Annotated in this window: 14 protein-coding genes; 2 read left to right on the top strand and 12 right to left on the bottom strand. The window is 78.3% G+C overall.

Going from position 1 to position 17,499, the window contains the following annotated elements; all coding sequences use genetic code 11:
* Positions 1-46 precede the first annotated feature (46 nt).
* Both QBL21_RS23260 and QBL21_RS23255 read left to right on the top strand, forming a co-directional pair.
* Positions 47-1,597: an aldehyde dehydrogenase (NADP(+)) gene (locus tag QBL21_RS23260; protein ID WP_407564156.1), complete on the top strand. Its 1,551-nt coding sequence runs from the start codon at positions 47-49 to the stop codon at positions 1,595-1,597.
* 138 nt (positions 1,598-1,735) lie between these two features.
* Complete coding sequence (locus tag QBL21_RS23255; RefSeq protein WP_407564155.1) at positions 1,736-3,820, top strand: hypothetical protein; 2,085 nt, start codon at positions 1,736-1,738, stop codon at positions 3,818-3,820.
* 52 nt (positions 3,821-3,872) lie between these two features.
* On the opposite strand, the gene cobC is transcribed toward QBL21_RS23255, so the two are convergent.
* From cobC to QBL21_RS23195, 12 genes are all read right to left on the bottom strand, one after another.
* Complete coding sequence (gene cobC, locus QBL21_RS23250) at positions 3,873-4,976, bottom strand: Rv2231c family pyridoxal phosphate-dependent protein CobC (RefSeq protein WP_407564154.1); 1,104 nt, start codon at positions 4,974-4,976, stop codon at positions 3,873-3,875.
* Entirely contained in the window at positions 4,966-5,913 is a 948-nt protein-coding gene (locus QBL21_RS23245) for a sirohydrochlorin chelatase (RefSeq protein WP_407564153.1), read from the bottom strand. The genes cobC and QBL21_RS23245 overlap by 11 nt, the downstream gene beginning before the upstream one ends.
* The gene (locus QBL21_RS23240; RefSeq protein WP_407564152.1) at positions 5,910-6,572 is read right to left on the bottom strand and encodes a precorrin-8X methylmutase; all 663 of its coding nucleotides are present in this window, start codon (positions 6,570-6,572) and stop codon (positions 5,910-5,912) included. The genes QBL21_RS23245 and QBL21_RS23240 overlap by 4 nt, the downstream gene beginning before the upstream one ends.
* The gene (locus QBL21_RS23235; RefSeq protein WP_407564151.1) at positions 6,569-6,859 is read right to left on the bottom strand and encodes an ATP-binding protein; all 291 of its coding nucleotides are present in this window, start codon (positions 6,857-6,859) and stop codon (positions 6,569-6,571) included. Before QBL21_RS23235 ends, QBL21_RS23240 begins: the two co-directional genes overlap by 4 nt.
* On the bottom strand, positions 6,856-8,592 hold the full coding sequence (gene cobJ, locus QBL21_RS23230) for a precorrin-3B C(17)-methyltransferase (RefSeq protein ID WP_407564150.1): 1,737 nt from the start codon (positions 8,590-8,592) through the stop codon (positions 6,856-6,858). Before cobJ ends, QBL21_RS23235 begins: the two co-directional genes overlap by 4 nt.
* On the bottom strand, positions 8,589-10,253 hold the full coding sequence (gene cbiE, locus QBL21_RS23225) for a precorrin-6y C5,15-methyltransferase (decarboxylating) subunit CbiE (RefSeq protein ID WP_407564149.1): 1,665 nt from the start codon (positions 10,251-10,253) through the stop codon (positions 8,589-8,591). Before cbiE ends, cobJ begins: the two co-directional genes overlap by 4 nt.
* Positions 10,250-11,479 (bottom strand): cobalt-precorrin-5B (C(1))-methyltransferase, encoded by a 1,230-nt coding sequence (locus QBL21_RS23220; RefSeq protein WP_407564148.1) that lies wholly within the window; start codon positions 11,477-11,479, stop codon positions 10,250-10,252. The genes cbiE and QBL21_RS23220 overlap by 4 nt, the downstream gene beginning before the upstream one ends.
* A 56-nt stretch (positions 11,480-11,535) precedes the next feature.
* Positions 11,536-12,363, bottom strand: coding sequence for a precorrin-4 C(11)-methyltransferase (gene cobM / locus QBL21_RS23215; RefSeq protein WP_407566526.1), 828 nt, complete (start codon positions 12,361-12,363; stop codon positions 11,536-11,538).
* Positions 12,364-12,443: 80 nt separating this feature from the next.
* Complete coding sequence (cobI, locus tag QBL21_RS23210) at positions 12,444-13,172, bottom strand: precorrin-2 C(20)-methyltransferase (protein WP_407564147.1); 729 nt, start codon at positions 13,170-13,172, stop codon at positions 12,444-12,446.
* The gene (locus tag QBL21_RS23205) at positions 13,169-14,641 is read right to left on the bottom strand and encodes a cobyrinate a,c-diamide synthase (protein ID WP_407564146.1); all 1,473 of its coding nucleotides are present in this window, start codon (positions 14,639-14,641) and stop codon (positions 13,169-13,171) included. Before QBL21_RS23205 ends, cobI begins: the two co-directional genes overlap by 4 nt.
* A 5-nt stretch (positions 14,642-14,646) precedes the next feature.
* Positions 14,647-15,276, bottom strand: a complete 630-nt coding sequence (cobO, locus tag QBL21_RS23200; protein ID WP_407564145.1) for a cob(I)yrinic acid a,c-diamide adenosyltransferase — start codon at positions 15,274-15,276, stop codon at positions 14,647-14,649.
* Positions 15,276-17,474, bottom strand: coding sequence for a putative cobaltochelatase (locus QBL21_RS23195; protein WP_407564144.1), 2,199 nt, complete (start codon positions 17,472-17,474; stop codon positions 15,276-15,278). Before QBL21_RS23195 ends, cobO begins: the two co-directional genes overlap by 1 nt.
* Positions 17,475-17,499: the final 25 nt, after the last annotated feature.

Below are 17,499 nucleotides of genomic sequence, written 5' to 3'. Positions count from 1 at the left end.
TCGGTCACCGTCAGCCGTCATTGCAAGAGGAACGGAGACATCTCAGTTGTCCGCACCAGTCTGGAGCGTCGATCCCCGCACCGGTAACCGCCGGGAGCAGGTCGCCACCGAGGCGACCGCCGCCGAGGTCGACGAGACCGTACGCGCCGCGCACGCCGCCGCCCCGGCGCTCGCCGAACGCGCGCAGCGCGCCCGGTTGTTGCGGGCCGCGGCCGACCTCTTCGACCAGCACGTCGACAAGGTCGTCGAGTGCGCCGACGCCGAGACCGCCCTCGGGCCCGGCCGGCTCAGCGGCGAACTCACCCGCACGACCTACCAGTTGCGCGCCTTCGCCGACATCGCCGAGGCCGGCGACTTCCTCGACGTGCGTATCGACCACGCCGACGCCTCCCTCGCCCCGCCGCGCCCCGACCTGCGCCGCTGGAAGGTGCCGCTCGGCGTCGTCGCCGTCTACTCCGCCTCGAACTTCCCGCTCGCCTTCTCCGTTCCCGGCGGCGACACCGCCAGCGCGCTCGCCGCCGGCTGCCCCGTCGTGGTCAAGGCCCACCCCGACCACCCGGGCACCTCCGAGCTGTCCGCGGCGCTGCTGCACCGGGCGGCCGAGGAGGCCGGGCTGCCGCAGGAGGTCGTCTCCGTCATCCACGGCTTCGACGCGGGCGTGGAGCTGGTCCGCCATCCGGTCGTCGCCGCCGCCGGGTTCACCGGCTCGGTCCGCGGCGGCCGGGCCCTGTTCGACGCCGCGGCGGCGCGGCCCCGGCCCATCCCGTTCCACGGCGAGCTGGGCAGCCTCAACCCCGTCGTCGTCAGCGCGGCGGCGGCCGGGGAGCGCGCCGAGGAGATCGGCGCGGGGCTCGCCGGGTCGATGACGCTGGGCGTCGGGCAGTTCTGCACGAAGCCGGGTCTGGTGCTGGTGCCGGCCGGCGAGGCCGGCGACCGGCTCGTCACGTCCCTCACGGCGGCCGTCAGCGACACGGAGCCGGGCGTGATGCTCGACCCGCGGATGCGCGAGGCGTTCATCGCGGGCGTACGGGAGCGGGCGGAGCTGGACGGCGTGGACAGCCCCGTGACGCCGGGCGCGAACGGCGAACACACCGTCAGCGGCGGCTTCCTCACCGTCGATGCCGACCGCCTCGCGGCCGGCGGGACGTACGACCTGCTGGTGGAGGAGTGCTTCGGGCCCGTGGCCGTCATCGTGCGGTACGAGGACGTGGAGCAGATCTCCGCGGTGCTGGCCCGCGTCCCGGGCAACCTCACGGCAACCGCGCACCTGGGCGCCGCGGAGGCGGCGGGCTCCGGGGACGCCGGGGACGCGGCGGACGGCGGCGCGGCGCGGCTGCTCGCCGAACTCACCCCGCTCGCCGGGCGGATCCTCGTCGACGGCTGGCCCACCGGCGTCGCCGTCGCCCCCGCCCAGCACCACGGCGGCCCGTACCCGGCGACGACGTCGACCTCGACGTCCGTCGGCGGCACGGCGATCGAGCGCTGGCTGCGCCCGGTGACGTACCAGAACGCGCCCCAGGCGCTGCTGCCCGCCGAGCTGCGCGAGGACAACCCCGCGGGCGTGCCCCGCACGGTGGACGGCACCCGGGAGAGCTGACGCGCGGGCGGGCGGCGGCGGTTCGAACGCCCCGCCCGCACTCGTCGCCCGTACGGGTGGCGGGACCCCGCGGACCCCGCCCGCTTCCCTCAGGATGGCTCCCCGGGAGAGCCGACGGTGCTCCCGGGGAGGAGCACCATGGTCCGGTCCAGGCGCGTGGCCGCGGCGTGCGCGATCGCCGCCGCGCTGGCGTTCGTCGCCGTGCCGAACGGCCGCACGGCGGGCACGCCGAGGGTCGACCTCGCCGTCCTCGTCATCGACGACGGCGGCGAGCCGGTCGCCGCGATCACCGAGCACCTGGCGGCGATCGGCACGCCCTTCACGGCCGTACGGCTGCGGGACGAGGGCCGGCGGCGGATCGACGACGGGTTCCTCGCCGGCAGGGACGACGGCCGGCCGCGAGCGCGGTACCAGGCGGTGGTCGTACCGGGGTCGGCGGCGGGGGAGCGCGCCGACTCCGGTGATGATGTCGGCGCCGACTCCGGCGGTGGCGCCGGTGCCGACTCCCGCGGCGCTGCTCGCGTACGCGCCGACGCCCCCGGCCTCGGCCCCGCCGAGACCGCCGCGCTCGCCGCGTACGAACGCCGCTTCGGCATCCGCCAGGTCGACGCCTACGCCGCCCCCGTCGCACCCGTCTGGTCCGGCAGCCTCGACGGCCGCACCGCCCGCGTCACCCCCGCCGGCCGGGCCGGGCCCTTCGGCTACCTCAGGGGCCCGGTCCCCTTCGCGGACCTCGATCCGCGGGCGGCCGAGACGCGCGGCCATCTCGTCCGGCCCGGCGGGGACTTCACCTCGTACGTGGACGCCGCCGTACCCGGAAGGCCGCGCGCACGCGGCGCGCTCGTCGGCGAGTACGCGGACGACGGACGGCGCCGGCTCGTCGTCACGTTCGGCCACCCCGGCGACCGGCTCGCGTACCGGCTGCTGGCACGCGGCATCGTCGACTGGGCCACCAAGGGCGTCCATCTGGGCGCCGCCCGCTACGGGTTCGCCGTCCAGGTCGACGGCGTCCTCGGCAGCGACGCCCGCTGGGACCGCGACGGCGACTGCACCTCCGGCGCCCCCGGCTGCGCCGAGCTGCCGCCGGTCCGGATGAGCCGCGCCGACGCCGCGTACGCCCGCGAGTGGTCCGCCGACCGGGACTTCACCCTCGACCTCGTCTACAGCGGCGGCGCGGCCGACCGCCACCGCCGCGAGCACGGCGGCGCCGACGCGACGGCCGACCGGCTGATCACGGACCGCGAGGCGTACCGCTGGATCAACGGCACGTACGACCGCGCCGCTCTCGGCTGCGTCGCTGATCCCGGCAGGGGCGGGGCCGGGGGCGGCGCGCCGCGCTGCGCGCCGGAGGAGCGCATCGCGCGGCAGATCGAGGACAACGTCGACTGGGGGCACGCCAGGAACCTGCCCGTGCACCGCGACGAGCTGGTCACCGCCGGCCACTCCGGGCTCGCCGCCCCGCCGCGGCAGCAGCTCGACAACCCGAACCTCGCCGCCGCGCTCGGCACCACCGGCGTCCGCTGGCTCGCCTCCGACCGGGCGCGGGATCCGTTGCAGCGGCGCGTCGGCACGGCGCTGACGGTTCCGAGGTACGCGCTGGGGCTGTTCGCGGGCGCCGGGCGGGAGGGGGAGCAGGCCGACGCGTACGAGCACCGGTACGGCGGGGGCGGCGGGGACCCTCAGGCCGGGGTCGGTGCTGCCGGGAGCCGCGACGGCGAGGACGGCCGCGCCGGTGGCGACCGCTGCGGTGACCGTCACGCCGGGTCCGGCTACCGCTCGTCCCTGGTGCCGCCCGCCGCCCGCACCGCCCTCGGCCACGTCCTCGCCCCCGACCCGAGCCCCCACTACCTCCACCAGTCGAACCTCGCCGAGGACCGCATCGCGTACCCCCTGCTGGACCGCGTGCTCGCCGACTACCGCCGCCTGTTCACCGCCGCCACCCCGCTCGACAACCCGCGCCCGCGCGCCATCGCCCGCGACCTGCGGCGCCGCGCGGTGTGGGCGAAGGCGGTACGGGACGGGGACGTCACCGCGTACCGCGTCGGCCGTACGGTGACGGTGCGGGCGCCGGCCCGCACCGAGGTGCCCGTCTCCGCGCCGGCCGGCACCCGGCAGCGGTTCGCCCGCGGCGGCGCGGAACCGGGGCGCCCGTACGCCGGCCGGGCCGTCGGCTGGACGTACGCCGACCCGGTCCGCGGGGCGGTGGTCCTCCGGCTGCCGTGACCGCCAGCGGTCCGGCTCCCGACCCGGCTCCCCGCCCGGGTCGATGCCCCGGCTACGGCAGCGCGCGGGCCAGCGCCTCGGCGAACCGGTCCGTCGTCCGCCGGTCCCGCACCGCGAGCCGCAGCCAGCCGGGGCCCAGGCCCGGGAAGGTGTCGCCGCGGCGGACGGCGAAGCCGAGGCGCCGCAGCCGTTCGCGTACGACGTCACCGACAGCGGGCCCTGCTGCGGTGCCGTCCGCCCCCGCGCCTCCCGCGACGTGCACCAGCACGAACGGCGCCTCCGCCGTCCCGGCCGTCGTGACCTCCGCGAACTCCCCGAGCCTGCCCAGCAGATACGCGCGGTCGGCGCCGACCGCCAGCGCCGCCGCCTCCGCCTCCGCGAGCGCCGGCGGCGCACACACCGCCTCGGCCGCCGCCAGCGCCGGCGTCGACACCGGCCACAGCGGCTGCGCCCGCGCCAGCGCGGCGACGGTCTCGGGGTCGCCGAGCACGTAGCCGACGCGCAGGCCCGCGAGGCCCCAGGTCTTGGTGAGGCTGCGCAGGACGACAAGACCGGCGACGTCCGTGCGCCCGGCCAGCGACTCGCGCTCGCCCGGCACCGCGTCCATGAACGCCTCGTCCACGACGAGGACGCGCCCCGGCCGTGCCAGCGCGGCGACGTCGGCGGCGGGGTGGAGGACGGACGTCGGGTTGGTGGGGTTGCCGACGACGACGAGGTCCGCGTCCTCCGGTACGGCCCCGGGCGGCAGCCGGAAGCCGTCCGCCGCGCGCAGCAGCACCCGCTCCACGTCGTACCCCGCGTCCCGCAGCGCCGCCTCCGGCTCCGTGAACTGCGGGTGGACGACGACCGCCCGGCGCACCGCCGGCCGCAGCGCCCTGGCCAGCAGCACGAACGCCTCGGCCGCACCGGCGGTGAGCAGCACCCGGTCGGCCGGCACGCCGTGGCGGGCGGCGACGGCGGCGCGGGCGGCGCGGTCGTCGGGGTAGGCGGCGAGCCGGTCGAGGGAGGCGGCGAGGCGGGCCTTCAGCCAGGCGGGGGGCGTGCCGGCGCGGACGTTGACGGCGAGGTCGGTGAGGCCGGGGGCGGCGTCGCGGAGTTCGGCGTCGCCGTGGTGGCGGAGGTCGTGCGGGGTGGGCGGGGCGGGTTCAGTGCGCATGGGCGTGGTCGCCGTGGTGGTGTCCCGGTCCGTGGCCGTGGCCGTTCCCGTGGCCGTGACCGTTCCCCTGGCCGCGGTCCGCGCCGTCTTCGCCGGGGTGGAAGTGGGGTTGCTGCGGGGCGCCGACCTTGTCCTCGAAGCCGGGGAGGGCGATGCGGTAGACGCAGGAGTCGCAGTTCATGCGCACGTCCCCGGCGACGGCCTCCTCGTACCGCTCCGTGACCAGCTCCACCAGCTCCTCGGCCGGGCCGATGACGTCCGCGGTGCGCACGCCGACCCCCGGGTGGGCCGCGGCCCACCGCCGTGCCTGCCGGGCGACGCGTTCGGGGAGCACGCCGGTGAAGAGGAAGTACGGCAGCACGACGACGTGTTCGGCGCCCAGCCGCCGGCACCGCTCCAGGCCGGCGGCCACGTCGGGCGCGGCGAGCGACACGAACGCCGTCTCCACGCCCGCGTAGCCGCGGCCCTCCCACAGCAGCCGGGCGGCCTTGTGCACCTCCGCGTTGGCGTCGGGATCGGTCGAGCCGCGGCCGACGAGCAGGACGGTGGTACGGGCCCGTGCGACGCCGCCCCGGGCCTCGTCCACGCGGCGCTCCAGCACGGAGAGCAGCTTCGGATGCGGGCCGAGGGGACGGCCGTAGGCGTACGTGAGGCCGGGGTGGCGCGCCTTCTCGCGCGCCAGGGCGGCGGGGATGTCGCCCTTGGCGTGCCCGGCGGAGACGAGCATGAGCGGTACGGCCGCGAAGTGGCGCGCGCCGCCCTCCACGAGCTGGGCGACGGCCTCGCCCAGCGGCGGCGGGGACAGCTCGATGAAACCCCCGGCTACGGGCAGCCCGGGGCTGCGGTCGGCGAGCACGCGCACGAACGCGCGGAACGCCTCGGCACCGGCGGCGTCGCGGGTGCCGTGACCGGCGATGAGCAGGGCGGGCTTGGTCACTTGCGTCTCCTCGGTGGTACGGGGCCCGGCGCGGCCGGGCGGTCGGGGCCGGAGGTGGCCGGGGGCGGGGCGGGATCCGGGTCCGGGGCCGGGTCCGGCGCGTAGAGGAGGGCGTTGAGGGCGGCGGCGGCCACCGCAGAACCGCCTTTCTCCGACACGTTGCTGACCGCCGGCAGCCCCGCGGCCCGTAGCGCCGCCTTGCTCTCCGCCGCCCCCACGAACCCCACGGGCAGCCCGATCACCAGCGCCGGCGCCGCGCTCAGCGCGATCAGCTCCTCCAGCGCGGTCGGCGCACAGCCGATCACCCACACGGCGCCGGTCCCCACCTCCTCGTACGCCATCCGCACCGCCGCCGCCGAGCGGGTCAGGCCCGGCGCGGCCACCGCGTCGCGCAGCCGGCAGACGGCCCTGCGGGCGGTGATCCCCGCGGCGACCATCTCGACGTCGGCGACGACCGGCGCGCCCGCGTGCAGCGCGCTGTGCGCGGCGCGCAGGGACGCCTCGTCGCACACGAGGTCGTCGGCGTAGGCGAGATCGGCGGATGAGTGGATGACGCGCTCGACGACGGCGCGGGTCAGCGGCGGCAGATGCGCGGTCTCGACCCGGGCGCGCAGCCGGCGGTACGACTCCTCCTCGATGGGGTGGACGGTCCTGGTCACGGGTGCTCCCCGGGGGCCTCGTCGATGGCGTCGGCCGGGCAGACCTCCACGCACTCCAGACAGCCGGTGCACAGGTCGGCGCGGACGAACAGGGCGCCGCCGCGGGGGCGGATGGCGTGTTCTGGGCAGGTGAGGAGGCAGGCGCCGCAGCCGGTGCAGCGCCCGTTGACGGCGGGGACGGCGGGCGGCGTGGCGGGCGCGGCGGGCGGCGCGGCGGGCGGGGCGGGCGGCGCGGCGGGCGGGGGGCCGGGCGTGGGGCGGCCGGCCGCGTCCGTACGCGCGCTCACGTCTGCCACCGGTAGCCACGTGGCGTGACCATCCGGCCCGCGATCTCGCGGGTCGCCGAGTTGCCGACCGTCACCACGGTCATCATGTCCACCGTCTCCGGGTCGAGTTCCGCGAGCGTCGTCAGCCGTACGTCCTCCTCCGGCCGGGACGCGGACCGTACGACCCCCACCGGCGTCGTCGGCGCGCGGTGCTTCGCCAGCAGCGCCAGCGCCTCCGGGAGCTGCCGGCGGCGGGCGCGGCTGCGCGGGTTGTAGAACGTGACCACGAGGTCCGACTCCGCCGCCGCCCGCACCCGGCGCTCGATGACCTCCCACGGGGTGTGCAGGTCGGACAGGCTGACGGCGACGTGGTCGTGCCCCAGCGGCGCACCCAGCAGCGCCGCCGCGGCCAGCGCCGCCGTCACGCCCGGCACGCCGGCGACGTCGATGTCCGCGCCCGCCTCCGCCAGCGCCGGGGAGGCCATCGCGTACACCCCGGCGTCGCCGCTGCCGACCAGCGCCACCGCGTGCCCCGCGCGGGCCTCGGCCACGGCGGTACGGGCCCGATCCTCCTCGGCGCCCAGGCCGGTTTCGAGGACCCGGGTGCCGGGGCGGAGCAGGTCGCGGATCTGCTCGACGTACTGGTCGAGGCCGACGACCACCGACGCCCGGCGCAGCTCCGCGCGGGCCCGCGGCGTCAGCAGGTCGCGGGCGCCGGGGCCGAGGCCGACGACCGCGAGCCGGCCGCGGGGGCGGCGGCGGGCGACGGCGCAGGTGGCCATGGCGGGCCGGTCGGCGGGGCCGTCGGCGGGCCGGTGGGCGGGGGCGGACTTCCGTTTCGGTACGAGGAGTTCGGCGCCGGGTCCCGCGGCGGTCAGCGCCGCCGCCTCCGCGACGCTGGGCGTACCGACCGCGGCCAGGGGCGCGGCGGACGGCGTGGGCACGTCCACGGCGGCCAACTCGGCGGCGGGGAACGTGCGCAGCGGAACCCCGAGGCGTTCGGCGGCGGCGAGCAGCCCCGGCTCGCCGGCCTTGGCGGCGACGGTGGCGAGCGCGGTCACGGACCGCGGGCTCAACTCCGCCTGTGCCAGGGCGTCCCCGACGAGTCCCAGCACCTCGTCCACCCCGACGCCGCGGCTGGCCCCCACCCCGACGACCAGGGACGGCGGGCGGAGCGCCGCTTCGCGGACGGCGAGCGGCAGGCGGCGGTCGGTGACGTAGAGGCGGACGTCCGTGGCCACGCCGCGGACCCCGACGTGCGGCGGCAGCGCGGGCAGCGGCCATGTCGCGTCGGCCCGCAGCGCCACGGGCGCGCCGTCCAGTACCGCCCGCGTCACGGCGGCGACCGCACCCTCGACGGGCCAGCCCACGGAGTCGAGGCCGGGGATGCCGACCGCGTCGGTGGCGGTGGTGACGACGGGGGTGCAGCCGTCGCCGAGCAGGTCGGCGACCTCGGCGGCCAGTTCGTTGGCGCCGCCGCCGTGGCCGCCGAGGAGCGCGACGGCGAAACGGCCCGCCTCGTCGACGCAGACGACGCCGGGATCGGCGGCCTTGTCGCGCAGCAGGGGGGCGAGGAGGCGGACGGTGGCGCCGGTGGCGAGAAAGCAGACGAGCTGGTCGCAGTCGGCGAAGGCGCGCGCGACGGCGGTACGGACCGGGCCTTCGTCGTAGCGGCGGGTCCGGTCCGGCCAGGCGTCGGCCAGCCGCCGCGCGGCGGCGGAGCCGGCGGCGGTGGCGGCGACGAGGCCGATCACGGGGCGGTCCGGCGGGGTGGGGCGGTCACGGTGTCCTCTCCGAGGGGGAGTTGTGGGGTGCGGGACGCGGGGTGCGCGGCGGTGGTGGGGCCGGGTAACCGCGCGGTCTGCTGCTGCCGTTCGGCGCCGGCGGAGGGCGCTGTCCCCGACTCCCGCAGGCCCCACAGGACGAACACCGGGTTCGTCGCCGCCAGCCGCGTGACCTCGCCGGGCAGCGGTGCCAGCCGGGAGGACTGGAGCAGCACGCCGTCCACCCCGAACCCGGCCGCCGCCAGCGCGGCCCGTACCGCCGGCACCCTTTCCACGGCGGCCAGCGTCACGACCACCGCCCGGCGCGCCCGCCGGGCGCATGCCGCGACGACCTCCGCCACGTCGGCGCCCCCGCCGCCGACGAACACCGCGTCGGGGCCGGGCAGTCCGGCCAGCGCGGTGGGGGCCGTGCCGTGCACCGCCTGTACGTCGACGCCGTGCGCCGCCGCGTTCGCCCGGATCCGCGCGACGCCCGCGGCGTCCCGCTCCACGGCCACGACGGCGGCCCCGAACCGCGCGCACTCCACCGCCACCGACCCGGACCCGGCACCCACGTCCCACACCAGGTCCCCGAGGCGCGGGCCGAGGCGGGCGAGGGCGAGGGCGCGGACCTCGTACTTGGTGACCATCCCGGCGCGGTGGTCGAAGTCCTCCTCGGGGAGCGCCCAGCCGTCGCCGGGGCGGCGCGTCAGGGGGTACGGGCCGGGGCCGGCGAGGGTGCGCTGCGCGGGCGCGACGCTGCGGCCGGGGCGTACGTCGAGGCAGAGCACGACGTTGACGGCGTCCGGCGGCCAGCGGCGTCCGGCGGCGTCGGCGGGGGAGAGGCGGACGACGTCCTCGTCGGCGGAGCCGAGGGCGGTGGCGACGAGGAGGATGCGGGGCAGTCCGGACGCGGCGAGTGCGGCGCCGAGTTCGGCGGGCCCGGCGCCGGGGCCGGTCAGGACGGCGGTCTTGGGGTGGGCGCGGCAGACGTTGACGGCGGTACGGAGGTCGCGGCCGTGGGCGCTGACGACGGCGGCGTCGTCCCAGGGGAGGCCGGCGCGGGCGAAGGCGACGGCGAGGGCGGGGGCGGCGGGGCGGACGTCGAGCCGGTCCGGCCCGAACCGGGCGGCGAGCACGCGGACCACCCCGAAGAACCCGGGGTCCCCGGAGGCCAGCACGACAACGCGACCGCGGACCCGCGGCCCGCCCCCCGCTCCTCCCCACCCCCCAGGGGCCCCGCCCCCGAACCCCTCGCGGGACTCCGCCCCGGACCCCCCGCCGGGTTCTGCCTCGGGTCCCTCATCGGGCTTGCCCTCGTGCCCCTCGCGGGACTCCGCCCCGGACCGCCCGCGGGGTTCTGCCTCGGGCCCCCCGCGGCTCTCCGCCCCGGGTCCCTCGCAGGGCTCCGCCCCGGTCTCCCTCTGCGGGGCCGCCGGGCGGGACTCGTGCGCCTCCGGTACCGCGTCCCCGTTCCCGTCCACGTACGCCGCGATTCGGTCCAGGGCCGGGCCCAGCGGCCCCAGCGTCACGCGCTCCGCGCGCTCCGGCAGCTCCGCTGCCGCCAGGTGCCGTGCCGCCCCCACCACCAGGTCCGCGTCCCCGATCCGCGCCGGAGGCGACCCCGTGCCGCAGCCTATGACCGTGATCACGACAGCAGCTCCCCGCCGCTCCGTGCCACCAGCACCCGCCCCGTGAAGTCCACCATCGCCGCCTCCGCCGCGACCCGGCGGTCCGTGAAGCGCTCCAGCACCTCCGCCACCCGGCCGCACAACTCCCCTCCCGCCGCCGCCAGCAGACCCGCCGCCTCCCACAGCTCGTACGCGTGCCGGCCCGTGTTCGCGACCGCCACCTCCGCCGCCAGGGCCTCCGTGCCGCCCGCCGCCCGGGTGATCTCCGCCAGCACCCCCGGGTCGACCTTCGAGCGCGTGTAGTGCGTCATCAGCACCCCCGCCGCCAGCTTCGTCAGCTTCCCGACCATGCCGACGAACACCACCCGCCGCACCCCCTGCGCCACCGCCCGCCGCAGCGCCGCCCCCGTGAAGTCCCCCACCTCCACGAAGCACACCGCCGGCAGCCCCGGCAGCAGCTCCATCGCCCCCCGCTCCGTCCGGCCGCCCGTGCACAGCACCACCGCCGTCTCGCCCTGCGCCGCCGCCACCGACACCGCCTGCTCGACGCTCGCCCGCCACGACGCCGTCGAGAACGGCCGCACGATGCCCGTCGTGCCGAGGATGGAGATGCCGCCCAGGATCCCGAGCCGCGCGTTCGTCGTCTTACGGGCCCGCCGCTCGCCGTCCGGCACGCTGATCGTGACGTCCAGGCCCCGCCGCCCCAGGTCCACGACCTCCGCCACCGCCTGCGTGATCATCTGCCGCGGTACGGGGTTGATGGCCGGCCCGCCCAGCTCCAGGCCCAGGCCCGGCTTCGTCACCACGCCCACCCCCACGCCGCCGTGCAGCTCCAGCCCCGGCGCGGCGCGCCAGCCGACGGTGGCCGTGAGGTGCGAGCCGTGCGTGACGTCCGGGTCGTCGCCCGCGTCCTTCACCACCACCGCCTCCGTACGTCCCGGCCGCAGCTCCACCGCCCGCTCCACCGCGAACGTCACCCGCCGCCCCGACGGCAGCGCCACCTCCACCCACCGCCGCGCCTCGCCGGTCGCCAGCAGCAGCGCCGCCGCGCGCGCGGCGGCCGAGGCGCAGGTGCCGGTGGTCCAGCCCGTACGCAGCGCCTTCTGCCGCACCTTCGCCGTACGCGGGAGGTCCGGCTCCCGCAGGTCCGGGCCCGCCGCGCTCTTCGCGCTCTCCGCGTCCTTCGCGCCCTCCGCGCCGTCCCCGCCTGTCGCGCCCTCCGCGTCGGCTCCCCGCTCGCCGGGCATCCGCTCTCCTCCTCCCGGTGGTCTCGGTCTCACGTCGTGCTGCGCCGGCCCGCCCGCTACGCCCCGCCGTCGCGCAGCGCCCGCCGCGCCCGCGGGTCCGCGCGGCGGAAGCCGTGGAAGTGCCCCGGGTGGTACAGATGCGACCGCGTGCCCGCCGCCGCCAGCGCCGGGCCGACGAGGAACAGCGTGTGCTTCCACAGCCGGTGCTCCTTGACCGCCGCCTCCAGCGTGCCGACGGTGCAGCGCACCACCAGTTCGTCCGGCCACGTCACCCGGTACGCCACGACCACCGGCGTCCCGGCCGCGTAGCCGCCCGCCAGCAGCTCCGCCGCCAGCCGGCCGGAGCGGGCGGCCGACAGGAACACCGCCATCGTGGTGCCGTGCCGCGCGAACTCCCGTACGTCCTCGCCGTCCGGCATCGGCGTCTTCCCGCCGCCCAGCCGCGTGAGGATCACCGACTGCGCCACCTCCGGGACCGTCAACTCCCGCCCCGCCGCTGCCGCCGCGGCCGAGAACGACGAGACGCCCGGCACGATCTCCACCTCCAGGCCCAGCTCCGCGCACCGCTCCACCTGCTCCTGCGTACCGCCCCACAGCGCCGGGTCGCCGGAGTGCACGCGCGCCACCCGCAGGCCCGCGCGGGCCGCCCGGGCGTAGACCGCGACGACCTCCTCCAGCGGCACCGCCGCCGAGTCGACGATCTCCGCGTCCGCGCGGGCGTGTTGCAGCACGTCCTCGTGGACGAGGCTCGCCGCCCAGATCACGACGTCCGCCTCCGCGATGGCGCGGGCGGCCCGGAACGTCAGCAGGTCCGCCGCCCCCGGCCCGGCCCCGACGATCGTGACCTTGCCGGTGGGCGCCGGTGCGGCGGCGGGTGGCCGCACCGCCTGGCCGGGCTCCGCCGCCGGCTGCCGTGCTGTCGCCGGCTGCCGTTCCGTGGACTGCTCCGGCACCCTGTTCCCCGTCACAGCTTCTCCCCCCGCCCCGTCCGCCGCGCCGGCGCGATCAGCGTCGACAGGTACGGCAACGGCTCCGCCCCCAGCTCCGCCGCCGGCCGCACCGACTCCTCCGCCAGACCCAGCGACGACCCCCACACCGCGCCCTCCAGCCGGCCCGTCTCCGCGAGCACCCCCGCCACCTCGCCCGCCAGCCGGCCGAACTTGTACGCCACCACCGTCCCCGGCCCGCGCAGCGCCTCCTTCAGCACCGCCGTCCCCGCCGTCACCGGCACCAGCGTCAGCGGCTCCGTACCCTCCGCGAGCACCGCGCCGCCGCGCGCCGCCAGGTCCTGCATCGCGGTGATGCCCGGCACGCTCTCCACCCGTACGTCCGGGAGCAGGGCGGTGACGGTCCCGGCGAGGTAGGTGAACGTCGAGTAGACGTTGGGGTCGCCGAGCGTGGCGAACGCCACCGAGCGGTGCTCGCGCAGCAGTTCCGCGACCCGGGCGCCCGCCGCGTCCCACGCCGCCTCGCGGCGCGCGGCGTCGCTGCGCTCGTTGAGCGCGAAGACGACGCGCACGACCTTCGCCCCGTCCACGTAGTGCAGGACCGTCGCCTCGGCGCGGCCCGTGCCGCCGCCCTCCATCACCGGGACGACGACCACCGCCGCCGCCCGCAGCGCGCCCGCGCCCTTGACCGTGACCAGCTCCGGGTCGCCGGGGCCCACCCCGACGCCGACGAGTCGCATGCTCATGCCGCTTCACACCCTTCGACGAGCCGGCGCGCCATGGCGGGGGCGGCGGCCCAGTGCACGTGCAGGTACGAGGCGTGGACTCCGCCCCGTACGAATCCTTCGACGCGCCGGGCCGGCCGCGTCATCCCCCATGCGGGCGTCTCGCCGGCCGGCGGGTCGAGCGCCGTGCGGTGGAACTCGTGGCCGCGTACGCGGGTGCCGGCGGCGGCGAGCGCGCTGTCGGCGACGGCCACGGCGTCGCGGTAGCCGAGGGTGAGCCGGCCGGTCATCCGGGCCCGGGCGTCCAGCACCCCGCACATGGGGGTGCCGTCGAGGTCGCGGGCGAGGTAGACCAGGCCCGCGCACTCGGCGGCCACCGGCGCGCCGGAGGCGGCGAGGCGGGCGACGTCGCGGCGCAGCGGCTCGTTGGCGGCCAGGTCGGCGCCGTACACCTCGGGGAAGCCGCCGCCGACGACGAGGGCCCGGGTGCCGGGCGGCAGGGCCTCGTCGTGCAGGGGGTCGAAGGGGACGACGTCGGCGCCCGCGGCGGCGAGGAGTTCGGCGTGCTCGGCGTACGAGAACGTGAACGCGGCCCCGCCGGCCACCGCCACGACGGGCCGCCGGGCCGGGCGGGAACCGTTCCCCGGTCCCGCCCCTTCCCCGAACCGGGGGCCGGCCCCCGCCGCCGGTCGAGCCCCGTGGACGTCCCGCGGACCGGTTTCTCCCGGCGTGCCCGCCACCGCCTCCGCCGCCGACCACGCCGCCGCCGTCAGCGGCGGCGCCGTACGGGCCAGCCGCAGCAACTCCGGTACGTCGCACGACTCCCGTACGCGCTCCGCCAGCGCCCGTACCGCCGCCAGCGCCGCGGGGCGGCGCTCCGCCGCCGGCACCAGCCCCAGGTGCCGCGACGGCGCCGCCAGCTCCGCGGTCCGGCGCAGCGCGCCCAGCACCGGCACGCCCGCGGCGTCCAGAGCCTCGCGCAGCAGGGACTCGTGGCGGTCGGAGGCGACCTTGTTGAGGACGACACCCCCGATCCGCACCTCCGGATCCCACGACGCGAACCCGTGCACCAGCGCCGCCGCCGACCGCGACTGCCCCGAGGCGTCGACCACCAGCACCACCGGCGCCCGCAGCAGCTTCGCCAGCTCCGCCGTCGAGCCCGACTCGCCGGCGCCGGAGGCGCCGTCGTACAGGCCCATCACGCCCTCCACGACGGCCACGTCCGCCCCCGCCGCGCCGTGCGCGAAGAGCGGGGCGACCAGGTCGGGGCCGCACATGTGCGCGTCCAGGTTCCGGCCCGGGCGCCCGCCGCCCGGGCCGTCCGCGACGGCGAGCGCGTGGTAGCCGGGGTCGATGTAGTCGGGGCCCGCCTTGTGCGGCGAGACGGTCAGGCCGGCGGCCGTGAACGCCGCCATCAGGCCGGTCGCGACCGTCGTCTTGCCGCTGCCGGAGGCCGGCGCGGCGATCACGAGCCGGGGGACGTCGCACACGGGGCTCACCATTCGATGCCCCGCTGGCCCTTCTGGCCCGCGTCCATGGGGTGCTTGACCTTGCCCATCTCCGTGACGAGGTCGGCGCACTCCAGCAGCGGCGCGGGTGCGTTGCGGCCGGTGATGACGACGTGCTGGCTGCCGGGCCGGTCCCGCAGCACCGCGACCACCTCGGCGGTGTCCACCCACCCCCAGTGCATCGGGTAGGCGAACTCGTCCAGCACGTACAGCCGGTACGTCTGCGCCGCCAGATCCCGCTTGACCTGCTCCCAGCCCTCCCGGGCCCGCGCCTCGTTGTCCGGTTCCGCGGCTGCGTCGCCGGCTGCGCCGGCGCGCGGCGGCCGCTGGATCCACGACCAGCCCTCGCCCATCTTGTGCCAGGCCACCGTGCCGCCCTCGCCGCTCGCGCCGAGGACCCGCAGCGCCCGCTCCTCGCCGACCCGCCACTTGGCGGACTTCACGAACTGGAACACCCCGATCGGCCACCCCTGGTTCCAGGCCCGCAGCGCAAGACCGAAGGCGGCCGTGGACTTCCCCTTGCCCGTGCCCGTGTGCACGACGACCAGCGGGCGGTTGCGGCGCTGCCGCGTCGTCAGGCCGTCGTCCGGTACGGCGGCGGGCTGTCCCTTCGGCATCAGGCGGCGCTCCTCGAACTCGTCGGCCCACGCCCGGTGCCGGGCCTCTCGCGTACGGCACGTGCGCGCCGGTCCTCGCGGACGTCCCGGACGAGCCCGCCGACCGCCTCCGCCCGCAGCTCGCCCAGCGACACCGCCGTGCCCCGCAGCTCGCGGGCCAGTTCGCCCGCGAGCCCCAGCCGCACCGGCCCCGACTCGCAGTCGACGACTACCGAAGCGACCCCCTCCGCCGCCAGCAGGCGCGCCGCGCGGGCCGCCCGGCCGACCGGCTCCCGGCCGCCCGTCGCCCGGCCGTCGGTGACGACGACCAGCAGCGGGCGGCGCGCCGGGTCCCGCAGCCCTTCGACGCGCAGCGTCTCGCGGGCCCGCAGCAGCCCCGCGGCCAGCGGGGTGCGGCCCCCGGTGGGCAGGCGCTCCAGGCGTGCCGCGGCGGTGTCCACCGACGAGGTCGGCGGCAGCGCCAACTCGGCGTCCCGGCCGCGGAAGGTGACCAGGCCGACCTTGTCGCGGCGCTGGTAGGCGTCCAGCAGCAGCGACAGCACCGCGCCCTTCACGGCGCCCATGCGCTGCCGCGCGCCCATCGAGCCGGAGGCGTCGACGGCGAAGAGCACGAGGTTCGACTCGCGGCCCTCGCGGACGGCCTCGCGCAGGTCGTCGCGGCGGACGACGAGACCGGGGCCGCGGCGTCCGCGCGAGCGCTGGTGCGGGGCGGCGGCCCGGACGGTGGCGGCGAGGTGCAGGGTGCCGAGGGCGCCGCGGGGGCGGCGGGCGCCGGTGGTGCGGCCGTGGGCGGTACGGGCGCGGGAGCGGCGGCCGGCGGCGCCCTCCCCGACGCCGGGTACGTCGAGGCGGCGGGTGCGGAACGGCTCGGCGGGGTCGGCGGGTTGCGCGTCGGGCGGGGGTGCGGCGGCCCCGGGCGGGCGGGGCTCGGCGCCGGGTTCCTCCGCCGGGGCGGGGGAGGCGGGGCCGGGGTCGGGGGGTGCGGGGGGTGCGGAGGGCTCGGCGGGGTCCGCAGGCGACGGCTCGCGCGGGGCGTCGCCGTTCCCGGGCTGATCCCGCGGCGACCCGCCCCCGCCGTCGCCGTCCCCGTCGCCGTCCGGCGGGCCGTCCGGGTCGGGGTCGGGCTCCGCCCCGCCGTCCGTACCGCCGCCGTCATCGTCGCCGTCGGGGCCCGCGTGTTCGCGCAGCGTGTCGTCCAGCTTCTCCTCGTCCAGCCCCGGCGCGTCGAACGGGTTGCGCCGCCGCCGGTGCGGCAGCGCCAGCAGCGCCGCCTGCCGTACGTCCTCCGCCGCCACCTCCGTACGCCCCGACCACGCCGCCAGCGCCGTCGCCGCACGGGCCATGACGATGTCCGCGCGCATCCCGTCCACCTCGAACGCCGCGCACGTCGCCGTGATCTGCCGCAGCGCCGCGTCCCCCAGTGCCACCGCCGGCAGCAGCGCCCGGGCCGCCGCGATCCGGGCCCGCAGCGCGTCCTCCTCCGCCGCCCAGCGCGCCGCGAAGCCGGCCGCGTCCGCGTCGTACGCCAGCCGCCGCCGCACCACCTCCGCCCGCTCGGCCGGCTCGCGGGACGCGGCGACCTCGACGGTCAGGCCGAACCGGTCGAGCAACTGCGGGCGCAGCTCGCCCTCCTCCGGATTCATGGTGCCCACCAGCAGGAAACGCGCCGCGTGCCGCACGGAGACGCCCTCGCGCTCCACGTAGTTGGCGCCCATCGCGGCGGCGTCCAGCAGCAGGTCGACGAGGTGGTCGTGAAGCAGGTTGACCTCGTCCACGTACAGGACGCCGCGGTGCGCCTGGGCCAGCAGCCCCGGCTCGAACGTCTTCCGGCCCTCGGCCAGCGCCCGTTCGATGTCCAGCGCGCCCGCAAGGCGGTCCTCCGACGCGCCCACGGGCAGCTCCACCATCCGCGCCGCCCGGCCGTCGGGCCCGTCGCCCCCGTCCGCCCCGTGCGGCCCGTCCGGGCAGCCGTCGTCCGGCGCGGCCGGGTCGCAGGAGAAGCGGCAGCCGGGGACGACGGCGACCTCGGGGAGCAGCGCGGCGAGGGCTCGTACGGCGGTCGATTTCGCCGTCCCCTTCTCGCCGCGCACGAGCACCCCTCCGACCGCCGGGGACACCGCGTTGAGCAGCAGCGCGAGCCGCAGCTCTGCCATGCCGACGACGGCGGTGAACGGATAGTGCGGCGCACCGGTGTTCATGCGCGGGCCCCTCCAACGGGTGATA

This window comes from Streptomyces sp. 184, assembly GCF_045781775.1.
Taxonomy (GTDB): domain Bacteria; phylum Actinomycetota; class Actinomycetes; order Streptomycetales; family Streptomycetaceae; genus Streptomyces.
Note: the sequence above shows the minus strand (reverse complement) of the source record. Positions and strands in the feature narration are given on the sequence as shown.

Coding starts and splice junctions, on each gene's coding strand:
- QBL21_RS23195 (WP_407564144.1), bottom strand. CDS start 17,474: ATGAACACCGGTGCGCCGCACTATCCGTTCACCGCCGTCGTCGGCATG.
- cobI (WP_407564147.1), bottom strand. CDS start 13,172: ATGAGCATGCGACTCGTCGGCGTCGGGGTGGGCCCCGGCGACCCGGAG.
- cobC (WP_407564154.1), bottom strand. CDS start 4,976: ATGCGCACTGAACCCGCCCCGCCCACCCCGCACGACCTCCGCCACCAC.
- QBL21_RS23220 (WP_407564148.1), bottom strand. CDS start 11,479: ATGCCCGGCGAGCGGGGAGCCGACGCGGAGGGCGCGACAGGCGGGGAC.
- QBL21_RS23255 (WP_407564155.1), top strand. CDS start 1,736: ATGGTCCGGTCCAGGCGCGTGGCCGCGGCGTGCGCGATCGCCGCCGCG.
- cobO (WP_407564145.1), bottom strand. CDS start 15,276: ATGCCGAAGGGACAGCCCGCCGCCGTACCGGACGACGGCCTGACGACG.